We start from the raw sequence: 10,674 nt of genomic DNA, 5'->3' as shown, positions 1-10,674 counted from the left end.
TCGAAAGGAGATAGAAGCTATGTTTAGTTTAAGCGAGTTAAGACAGACGCGTGTGTTTCAGGAGGCCCTAGAGGAAGGTCGTCAAGAAGGTCGCCAAGAAGGTCGTCAAGAAGGTCGCCAAGAAGGTCGTCAAGAAGGTCGTCAAGAAGGTCGCCAAGAAGGTCGTCAAGAAGGTCGTCAAGAAGGGGAAATCACCGGAAAATTAGCTTCTGTTCCCTTATTATTGCGAGCGGGGGTTAATCCCCAAGAAATCGCCGCTTCTCTGGGATTATCTCTTGAACAGGTCTTAGAAGTGGCTCGCTCGCTGGGAGAGAGCGATCGCTAGGGTATTTTCAGAAGTTTGATTGCTGATTTCCCCTTTTAGGACGAGTATGAACCCCGAAAGGGACGACTTTCGGCAGTAGAGATATAATTTCCTTATCTTCCTTTCCCCCTTTCTTCGATGCTATCCTTACTAAAAAAGCTCTGGAATTGGCTAAAATCGCTCTTTATTGCCAGTCCGAAGGCAATTAACCCCAAAGAAGTCAAAAATACTCCTCCAGAACCCAGCGATGGGGAATATGAAGGGATATTGATGGGGTTATTCGAGCAGGTGGCGGCGGGAACCACTACCGGCGGGTTACGGGGATGGCTATACAGTCGCCATTGTGACGATAAAAAGCTGGCGCGGTGGTTAGAGGTCAAAAGCGAGGAATGGCTACAGTATCCGGAAGATTATCAAACTTTAGGGCGAGATCTGGCGGCTTTAGGCAAGGTGATGACGGGAAATCTGGGGGAAGTGTCCCAACGGATTAGCCTCCAGTTACGCGACGCGGTGAGGGATGTTTCCAGTGTGGAGGGGGAAAATCTATGCTCAAAGGAGACGGATTTAACGGAAGTGGTTCAGGATGCCGAATTCTGGTTTGAGCAAGGAACCCAGAAATACATGAATGGGGATTTTATCGGCGCGATCGCATCCTACGACCAAGCTTTAGAAATTAAACCCGATTTCCATCTAGCTTGGTTGATCCGAGGGATTGCGTTATATAATCTAGGCAGATTAGAAGAAGCGATCGCATCTTACGATCGAGCTTTAGAAATTAAACCCGATTACCATGAAGCTTGGAACAACCGAGGGGTTGCGTTAGCTGATTTAGGCAGATTTGAAGAAGCGATCGCATCCTACGATCGAGCTTTAGAAATTAAACCCGATTTCCATGAAGCTTGGGACAACCGAGGGAATGCGTTAGGTAATTTAGGCAGATTTGGACAAGCGATCGCATCTTACGATCGAGCTTTAGAAATTAAACCCGATTACCATGAAGCTTGGGACAACCGAGGGATTGCGTTAGGTAATTTAGGCAGATTTGAACAAGCGATCGCATCCTACGATCGAGCTTTAGAAATTAAACCCGATTTCCATGAAGCTTGGTACAACCTAGGGAATGAGTTAGGTAATTTAGGCAGATTTGAACAAGCGATCGCATCCTTTGATCGAGCTTTAGAAATTAAACCCGATTACCATGATGCTTGGAACTACCGAGGGATTGCGTTAGCTGATTTAGGCAGATTTGAACAAGCGATCGCATCTTACGACAAAGCTTTAGAAATTAAACCCGATAAGCATGAAGCTTGGCACAACCGAGGGGTTGCGTTGCATAAATTAGGCAGATTGGCAGAAGCGATCGCATCCTACGATCGCGCTTTAGAATTTAAACCCGATAAGCATGAAGCTTGGTACGGCCGAGGGTGGGCCGTTTGTTCTCTGAGTAAAAATCGCATTTCTACTCCTAGTCTAGAAGCTCTCATTTACCGTAAACCGATAGTAGCCCTTAATGACCGAGAACCCCATATTTTCGCCCTCCGGGAGGCACTTCCCCACCTCATTCAAGGATCGCCTCCGTGGGGGCAAATTTATCGCTATCTAGGGGACGCTTATCTGGAACATTCCCGATATAAAGAGAATGCTAGTCCCTATTGGCGCGAAGCGATCCGACATTATCAAATCGCTTTACCGATTCTCAGCGAAAAAGACTTCCCGGAAGATCATTTAAAAATTCTGCAAGGATTGATCCGCGCTCATCTTTCCCTACAGGAAATCCCTGAAGCGCGATTCTATCAACAACAGGGGCGCCACCTTTTCACTCGACTACGCGCCCAGAAACGCGATAAACCGGCTTTTGAGAGAAAATTCAGCAGTTTTAGTCACCTAGAAATCGATTTACTGATCGAGGAAAATCATCCCCTAGACGCAATTGAACAGGCAGAATTTTATAAAAATCGTTGTTTGACTTGGATTCTCGATAATTGGCAAGAAAACCCCACCAGTCCCGATTATGCCACCATCCAAAGCCTGACCAGTCCGAATAAGGCGATTATCTACTGGTATCTCAGCGAGGACAATCTCACCACCTTTATTATCACCGCAGAGGCTGATCCGGTCATTGTCGAGCCAGAACAACGCCGTCAACCAGCGCGACAGTTTCGGACTTGGTTAACCGAATGGGATAAACAATACCGCGACTATGCCAGTAAAAAAGAAACGGAGAATAAACAAAATCACCCCTGGAGATTGTCACTTAACAGCCGTTTTGCCCAATTAAAGCGGATTTTACAGATCGATAAAATTCTCGAACCTTTGCCGGTTTCCGTTGATTCCCTGATTCTCATCCCCCACCGGGATCTGCACCGCTTCCCCCTACATACCCTCTTCCCCGAAAAATACACCGCCACCTATCTCCCCTCTGCTCAGGTCGGTTTGCGTCCCCAGTCCGGCGATTTCTCCTATTCTCCCCTCCTCAGCGTCGAAGACCCCAAAACGGAACAAAAACCCATGGATTTCGCCCAACTGGAATCAGCGATTATTAGCCATATCCTGCAACCGAGCCAGAGAATTAGCCCGAAAAAGGCATCACGGGAAAACGTCCGCAAAGCCCTCGAAAATGCCCATAAAACCTTTCATTTCACTGGTCACGGCTTTTATGACTCTTTTCGTCCCCAGGAGTCTGCGATCGCCCTTAGCGATGGTTTATTGACTGTCCGGGATATCAACAAGCTCAACCTCTCTAGTTACCGTCTCGTCTGTCTGGCTGCCTGTGAAACCGCTCTCACCGGTAAGGATGGCATTACTACCGAATACGTCGGCCTCGTCAGTGCTTTCCGGGCAGCGGGTGCGACTAATGTGGTCAGTACCCTCTGGCCGGTGAAGGAGATTTCTAGTGCTTGGTTTATGGTTAACTTCTATCAAAGATTATTAGCGGGTGAATCCCCGGCCCTAGCTCTGAAAAATACACAAAATTGGTTAAAAAATATCACTTGGCAGCAACTAGCTAACTGGATCGAGCAACTTGGACAACTTCCCGACCTAAGGGAAGGGGTCGATCGACTGGAGGTGAGGGCGGCGAATACTTTGAAGGAAGGCAGTACAATAGGGCTAGATCAACTAACAGAATATAGTGATCCTTACCATTGGGCGGCCTATACCCTGACTGGACAGGACTAACTTATGGAAATTCCCAAAACAATTATCGATCTTGAAGCGCTGCTAATCGCCCTCGCACAGCAGACTGAACCCTTGCCAGAATATCTACAGCGATCGCTCAAAGAAATTGAACGATTATTAAGGGAAGAACAACCCCAGGCAGCAACACAATTGCGGCAACTTGTCAAGGATTTTCCCCCCCTAGAAAAAGCTTATAAAAAAGCGATCGAAGAGTTAGACGCAGCCTATGCTAACCAAGAACGCACCAAAAGTTTAAGCGTCATTTTTCCCGATAGTTTAGATTTCGAGTCCCTATTTATTAATGATGTTATTCCTAGCCAAGATTGGGTAAAAACTGCCCAAAAATTAGCTGGATCCCCCCTTGATCGCGAGGGTGCTGATTCCCCTCGATTTTGGGATAAAGCCGATCGCCTGATGGTGGTAACGGTGGGAGGTGCGGCCCTAGGGGGATCGATTGCGGGAGTTTACGGTGCGGTTATTGGTGCGATATTAGCGGCCGGCTGCGGATGGTATATTACCTTTAGGAAAACAAAATCAGCATAAATTTTTGATGAAGATTGTTAACATTGAAAACTTTCTTTTGTTAATCGGAACCTTGGTCATTACCGCAAGCGTGGCACTGGTTACAAAAAAACAGCCAAGACGGGGAAACAATAAATCTTATCTAGAAATTCTTTTTGTTTCTGGGTTAACTTTGTGGACTGCATTTACCCTAGTTAAGGTCGTCTATAAAGTGTTAACCGATGAAAATTTTCAGAAATGCCTTGGTTCGGATAGTCAAATCCCTCTTTTGCTAGGTGCTGTTCTCGGTATCTATATTTCTATTAAAGAGATTTGTAAATTATTTGAAGCGAAGTAATAGAAATGCCAGCTTTATCCATATCCAAAAGTTATACTAAATCCTGTTGAGAAGGTGTAGAATAAGCGTTGGGTTTCATGCTTTAACTCAACCTAAGTTCTATAAACATTATCAGTAACCCCCAAAAAAAAGGAAGCTAAATCATGAAAATTACTATCGATATTCCCGATGAATTGCTTCAACATTACAACTACAATAATCTTACCCGTGAAATTTTAGAGGCTTTGGTGGTGCAGGCCTACCGAGCGGAAAAAATCACCAGTGCTGAGGTCGGAAGTATTTTAGGTCTATCTTCTCGTTGGGTGGTGGATGCTTTTTTGAAAAACCACGATGCCGATTTACATTACGATGAAGTCGATCTAGACAGCGATCGCAAAACCCTTCAGCAACTTCGCAACAAACACGATCATAGTCTTTTTTGATCGTCGTTTCAATTAAATTGAAGATAGATTTCGCCTTTGATATCCCCTTAATAAGGGGGGCGCTGATACCCCCTTGATCCTAGGGTTGATTCATGAATCAACCCTACTACCCTTAATAAGGGGGCGCTGATGGTTTTTAACACCTACCTACTTAGGGTCTGCTGAATAATGGTACGCCAATTCAACAACGCCGAATAATCTTATACTACTCCTAATCACTTCTTATCTCTTGACAATGACCTTAGAAACCGATCACGGTAAAAGCCATCCCGTCGGTGCGACTGTCTTGGCCGATGGTGTCAACTTCTCACTATTTTCTAAGTATGCCACTGCGATCGAATTATTATTATTTGATGATGCTAATTCTCCGCAACCTAGTCAAATTATTCGTCTCAATCCCCAAGAAAATCGCACTTTTTTCTATTGGCATATTTTCGTTCACGGGATTGGAGCCAGTCAAGTGTATGCTTATCGAGTCTATGGTCCAGATAATGCAGCCCAGGGTCATCGCTTCGATCCTGATAAAGTAGTTCTCGATCCCTATGCGAAAGCGATTGTCGGTGCGGAAATTTATGATCGACAAGCGGCCAGCGAAAAAGGCGATAATTGTCATCGAGCTTTGCGGGGTCTGGTGGTCGATCCGGGCTGCTATGATTGGGAAGATGACAAACCGTTACGCACTCCCTACTCTGCCAGTTTTATCTACGAAATGCACGTCGGTGGCTTTACTCGCAACCCGAATTCCGGCGTTAGCGAGGAAAAAAGAGGTACTTTTGCGGGATTAATCGAAAAAATACCCTATTTGAAAAACCTAGGCATTACTGCCGTGGAATTGTTACCGATTCATTACTTTGATCCTGCTTCGGCCATGCCGGGGTTAACTAACTATTGGGGTTATAGCACGATCAGCTTTTTTGCGCCCCATGCCGGTTACAGTAGCGATCGCTCACCCCTGGGTCCTTTGAATGAATTTCGGGATCTGGTGAAAGCTTTACACAAAGCGGGGATCGAAGTGATTCTCGATGTGGTTTTCAATCATACCGCCGAGGGGGACGAAACCGGGCCGACTCTTTCCTTGAAAGGTATCGATAATCGCACCTACTACATCCTCGATGCGGTCGATAAAAGCCTCTATAGCAACTATACCGGCTGTGGTAACACCCTCAAGGGCAGTCATCCGATTGTTGGCAAAATGATTCTCGATTGTTTGCGCTATTGGGTGTCGGAAATGCACGTCGATGGTTTTCGCTTTGACCTGGCGGCCGTATTATCGCGCAATGTGGACGGGGAACCGATTCTGCAAAAAGGTTATAACATGATCTGGGCGATCGAATCGGATCCGGTCTTAGCCGGCACAAAATTAATCGCCGAAGCTTGGGATGCAGCAGGATTGTATAGTGTCGGTCAATTTGTTGAATTTGCCGATTGGTTTTCCGAGTGGAATGGTCCTTTTCGCGATGATGTGCGCGCTTTTGTCCGGGGAGATACCGGCATAGTCAGCAAATTAGCGGCGCGGATTTTAGGAAGCCCCGACATATACCACAGACCCGATACCGATGTCAATAGAAGTATAAATTTTGTTACCTGTCACGACGGCTTTACCCTTAACGATCTAGTTTCCTACGACGAGAAACACAACGAGGCTAACGGCGAGGAGAATCGGGACGGTTGCAACGATAATTTTAGCTGGAATTGTGGGGTAGAAGGGGAAACCAATAACGAGAGGATTAAAACCCTGCGACTGCAACAAATAAAAAATCTCTTAACGATCCTGTTTATTTCCCAAGGAACACCTATGCTGTTGATGGGGGACGAAGTGCGACGCACCCAAAAGGGCAACAATAACGCCTATTGTCAGGATAACCAGTTAAGTTGGTTCGATTGGAGTGCGGTAGAGCAAGAGTTCGATCTTTGGTGTTTCGTAAGGAGACTGATCGATTTTAATAAAAAATTAGCTCTTTTCCGTCAAGAAAAATTGCTAGAAGTCACCTATACCAGTCTTGAACCCCATCTCAGTTGGCATGGTGTACAGTTGAGTAAACCCGATTGGTCGGAAGATTCCCGCAGTTTAGCTTTTTCCCTGCGTCATCCTAAGGCAAACGAGTATTTACACATTATGCTCAACGCTTACTGGGAATCTCTCAACTTCCAGTTACCACCCTTGGGACAAGGGGAAAAATGGCATCGCGTCATTGATACTGCTGGGCAATTGTCCGAGGCAGCCTGTGATTTAGATGCCGCCGCCGCTATTGAATCGGAAAATTATCGGGTGCAAGCGCGTTCGGCGGTAGTTTTAATCGTTAAATCAGTATAACAAGGGGAGAGATATTGCTCGATCGACCGATGTTGAATGCTTTAACTAATGAACAATGGCATCAATTCAATCGTCAAGTGGAAAAACGTTATTTATTTGCGGAGCAATAGCTGAAATGATGCGGCTTTCATTAGCGAAACGGGTATCGATTCTCTCTTTGTGTTTAATTGGTTTTTCCCTGCCTTGGACTCCGTTCAGCGCTTCACCAGTACAGGCGAACCTAGAACCGACTGCGATCGCTCTTGGTGATCCCGTTCGAGAAGAAAAGCAAGCTCGGCAGATAGTGGAATGGTTGGGAACTAAACAATACGGTAAAGTTATTGCAGCTTTGTCACCCCAACTAAAACCCCTCTGGACTGCCGAAAAACTGCAAAAGGTCTGGGAAAGCCAAGTCACTGACCATACTGGACCGTTTAAGCGCATTGTCAAAAGCAAGCTACTCGATGCTATCAATGCCAATCTGGTGATTGTCACCGTTGAATTTGAGAAACTCACTGAAGATGTGGTAATTACCTTTAACCAGTCAGGTCAGATAGTTGCCGCCAATTTTCCCGAATTTCGTAGTATTTCTGAGATTGGCGATGCTTTTGTCAAGGCTTTGGCCAATAAAGACTACGGCCTGGCCAGAGGCTATCTACACCCTTTTCTCAAAGCTGAGGTTTTCCCCACCAGAGTGCAAGGCGCTTGGGAAAATTTACTTAAGCGTACCGGCCCCGTGCGTCGGGTCGTGGGAACTCAGGTCAGAAAAGGTGCGGATACGGACGGTGTGGATTTGGTGTTGGTGACGATTCAATTTGAAAAACTGACGGATACTTTAATCCTCGTTTTTGATGATCAAAAGCAGATTGTCAACGTGGATTTCCCTTTAGGCAATTAGTAATCAGCCGAAATTACCCCGTAAATTGAGTTGGAGACGATAAGTTATGTTAGATAAAATCGAAGTTCCCATCGAAGCGATCGCAGCTAGGGAGATTCTAGATTCCCGCGGCCGTCCCACCATCGAAGCGGAAGTGCTGTTAGAATCGGGGGCGCTCGGTTTGGCCCAGGTTCCCAGTGGCGCTTCTACGGGTAGTTTTGAGGCCCACGAATTACGCGATGATGATCCCCAGCGTTACGGTGGTAAGGGTGTCCTGAAAGCGGTTCGCAATGTCCACGAAAAAATTGTCCCAGTTTTGGAGGGGATGAATGCTTTCGACCAAGCTAGTATCGATTTAGCTATGATCCATCGCGATGGCACGGCCAATAAACGAGAATTAGGGGCTAATGCTATCCTAGCCGTCTCTCTGGCTACGGCCAAAGCAGCGGCGGCGGATCTGGGATTGCCTCTCTATCGTTATCTCGGTGGTCCGATGGCCAATGTACTACCCGTCCCGATGATGAACGTGATCAATGGTGGTTCTCACGCTGATAATAACGTCGATTTTCAGGAGTTTATGATCTTCCCCATCGGGGCCGATTCTTTTAAGGAGGGTTTGCGTTGGGGAGCGGAAGTATTCGCCGCTTTGGGTAAGGCCTTGCACGAACGCAAATTACTGACTGGTGTGGGCGATGAGGGCGGTTATGCTCCTAATTTGGCTTCAAATCAGGAAGCTTTGGATATTTTGATTGAATCGATCGAACGTGCTGGTTATAAACCGGGGTCGGAGGTGGCTTTAGCTATGGATGTGGCCGCCAGTGAATTCTATAAGGATGGTCAATACATCTACGATGGTTCGGCCCATTCTCCGGCCGAAATGGTGGATTTTTTGGCCAGTTTAGTCGATCGCTATCCGATTATTTCTATTGAAGACGGTTTACACGAGGAGGATTGGGATAACTGGAAATTATTGACCGATAAACTGGGGGCGCGGATTCAGTTGGTGGGCGATGATTTGATGGTGACTAATCCCATCCGTCTGCAAAAAGCGATCGATCTGGGTATTGCTAACTCGATCCTGATTAAACTCAATCAGATCGGTTCTTTGACGGAAACCCTACAAACGATCGCCCTGGCCACTCGTCACGGTTATCGTTCTGTCATCAGTCATCGTTCCGGAGAAACGGAAGACACCACGATCGCAGATCTAGCGGTGGCCACTAATGCCGGACAGATTAAAACCGGTTCTCTCAGTCGCAGTGAACGGGTGGCTAAGTATAATCGCTTATTACGCATCGAAGAAGAATTGGGCGATCGGGCGGTGTACGCGCCGAAAGTCGGTTTAGGTCCAAAATTCTTGGCCTAAAATTTGCAAAAAGTCTTGCAGTGATCGAAAAAGGGTGTTATGCTAAAGGTACTGATAACTGATAACTGGTCACTGACTATTGTGGTACTTCGCTGAAACCTTTTTCGGCGAAGTATTTATTTGTGGCCTTTTTTTTGCACCAAGCTATGATTTTTGGATCAAAGGTGTTATAGTAAAGGTACTGATAACTGATAACTGGTCACTGACTATTGTGGTACTTCGCTGAAACCTTTTTCGGCGAAGTATTTATTTAACCACAGTTCGGGTTAAACAGAGGGGGATAAAGCCCATTCCATGGTCAAGCTGAACTTATCGGGCGTTGTCGCCGTCAGCGCTAGGGAGTTTTTGGGGAAGGGAAAGCATCCCGTCAGATTGCGACCTCCATTGATTTTTGTAAATAATAATTTCAAGGCACTCGCTACTAGCATAGGATAGAAACGTCGGATTTCTAGGATGGGGATGATGAAAGACAGTTCTATATTTCGACGTTTCCCACAGGTGTTCGCGGGTTTATCAGTGCTATCGATCGCTCTCGTCTTGAGTTCGTGGATAGCGGCACGCTCGTTCTTGGCGGTGAAACGGGCGAGCGATGTTTTTGTCGTCACTGGTTCGGCCAAAAGGGCGATTACATCCGATTATCTTCTCTGGCGTTTATCGGTTTCCAGTCAACAACCTACCGCCCAAGATGCCTACCGCGATCTGATCCGGCAAACCCAGCGGATACGAGCTTATCTCAAAGAAAAACAAGTTCCCGAAGACGCAATCACCACCAACGCGATCGAGACGATGGCGATTCCCGAAGTAACAGTTAACGGCCAGGAAACCGGGCAAATTCTCGCCTATCGTCTCACCCAACGCTTCGAGATCCGAGCGAGCGATGTGGCCCGTTACACGGAACTTTCTAGGCAGGTAACGGAATTGATTGAGGAGGGAATTAACCTCGTCTCTGAACCTCCCCAATATCTTTACACCCAACTGGATAAGCTGCGGGTGGAAATGGTGGCGGCGGCGACCAAAGATGCGAGAGCGAGGGCTGAGGCGATCGCTAGTAGTACCGGCAGTCGGGTGGGAAGGGTGCGCGATGCGAAAACGGGAGTTTTTCAGATCACCTCGCGCAATTCCACTGACGTGAGCGATTCGGGAATTTACGACACTTCCTCGATCGACAAAGATATTACCGCAGTGGTTTCGGTGACGTTCGGGATCGAGTGAATTATAGCCTTTACCTAGGGTTTGCTGAAAAAATCTAAAAACCTTGTTGGGTAAGACTTTTAGACTTTTTGTCAATCAAAAAGTACCAGGCATGGGAGTGATCAGGGGGAAAATCCCTGGACTTTTTCCCTGAAAATTAGGTAATTGGCCACCTCAAAACTGGT

The 10,674-nt window shown here is 46.6% G+C and carries 9 protein-coding genes and 1 pseudogene; 9 read left to right on the top strand and 1 reads right to left on the bottom strand.

Annotated features, from left to right (window positions below; genetic code table 11):
* The 8 genes and pseudogenes from IM507_RS12835 to eno all read left to right on the top strand — a co-directional run.
* A pseudogene (locus IM507_RS12835) lies at positions 1-325 on the top strand (Rpn family recombination-promoting nuclease/putative transposase); the annotation flags it as partial.
* 117 nt (positions 326-442) lie between these two features.
* Entirely contained in the window at positions 443-3,481 is a 3,039-nt protein-coding gene (locus tag IM507_RS12830) for a CHAT domain-containing protein (RefSeq protein ID WP_287637124.1), read from the top strand.
* 3 nt (positions 3,482-3,484) lie between these two features.
* A complete protein-coding gene (locus tag IM507_RS12825) occupies positions 3,485-4,024 on the top strand; it encodes a hypothetical protein (RefSeq protein ID WP_287637123.1) in 540 nt (179 codons plus the stop codon).
* Positions 4,025-4,031: 7 nt separating this feature from the next.
* Positions 4,032-4,340, top strand: coding sequence for a hypothetical protein (locus IM507_RS12820; protein WP_103113381.1), 309 nt, complete (start codon positions 4,032-4,034; stop codon positions 4,338-4,340).
* Between the two features lie 143 nt (positions 4,341-4,483).
* Positions 4,484-4,762: a UPF0175 family protein gene (locus tag IM507_RS12815; protein ID WP_130757657.1), complete on the top strand. Its 279-nt coding sequence runs from the start codon at positions 4,484-4,486 to the stop codon at positions 4,760-4,762.
* Positions 4,763-4,997: 235 nt separating this feature from the next.
* Complete coding sequence (gene glgX, locus IM507_RS12810) at positions 4,998-7,076, top strand: glycogen debranching protein GlgX (RefSeq protein ID WP_287637120.1); 2,079 nt, start codon at positions 4,998-5,000, stop codon at positions 7,074-7,076.
* A gap of 115 nt (positions 7,077-7,191) precedes the next feature.
* Positions 7,192-7,953, top strand: a complete 762-nt coding sequence (locus tag IM507_RS12805) for a DUF3887 domain-containing protein (RefSeq protein WP_190537978.1) — start codon at positions 7,192-7,194, stop codon at positions 7,951-7,953.
* Positions 7,954-7,999: 46 nt separating this feature from the next.
* Complete coding sequence (eno, locus tag IM507_RS12800) at positions 8,000-9,298, top strand: phosphopyruvate hydratase (RefSeq protein ID WP_002736475.1); 1,299 nt, start codon at positions 8,000-8,002, stop codon at positions 9,296-9,298.
* A gap of 266 nt (positions 9,299-9,564) precedes the next feature.
* Here eno and IM507_RS12795 read toward each other — a convergent pair whose 3' ends face one another.
* Positions 9,565-9,726 carry a hypothetical protein gene (locus IM507_RS12795; protein ID WP_176721679.1) on the bottom strand — a complete coding sequence of 54 codons (162 nt, stop codon included), beginning with the start codon at positions 9,724-9,726 and terminating at the stop codon, positions 9,565-9,567.
* 34 nt (positions 9,727-9,760) lie between these two features.
* Here IM507_RS12795 and IM507_RS12790 point away from each other — a divergent pair, with 34 nt between their 5' ends.
* Entirely contained in the window at positions 9,761-10,510 is a 750-nt protein-coding gene (locus IM507_RS12790; protein WP_002754107.1) for an SIMPL domain-containing protein, read from the top strand.
* Positions 10,511-10,674: the final 164 nt, after the last annotated feature.

It is taken from the genome of Microcystis sp. M20BS1 (assembly GCF_020245305.1).
GTDB classification, from domain to species: domain Bacteria; phylum Cyanobacteriota; class Cyanobacteriia; order Cyanobacteriales; family Microcystaceae; genus Microcystis; species Microcystis ichthyoblabe_A.
The sequence above is the reverse complement of the archived record's forward strand: the minus strand, read 5'-3'. Positions and strand labels throughout refer to the sequence as shown.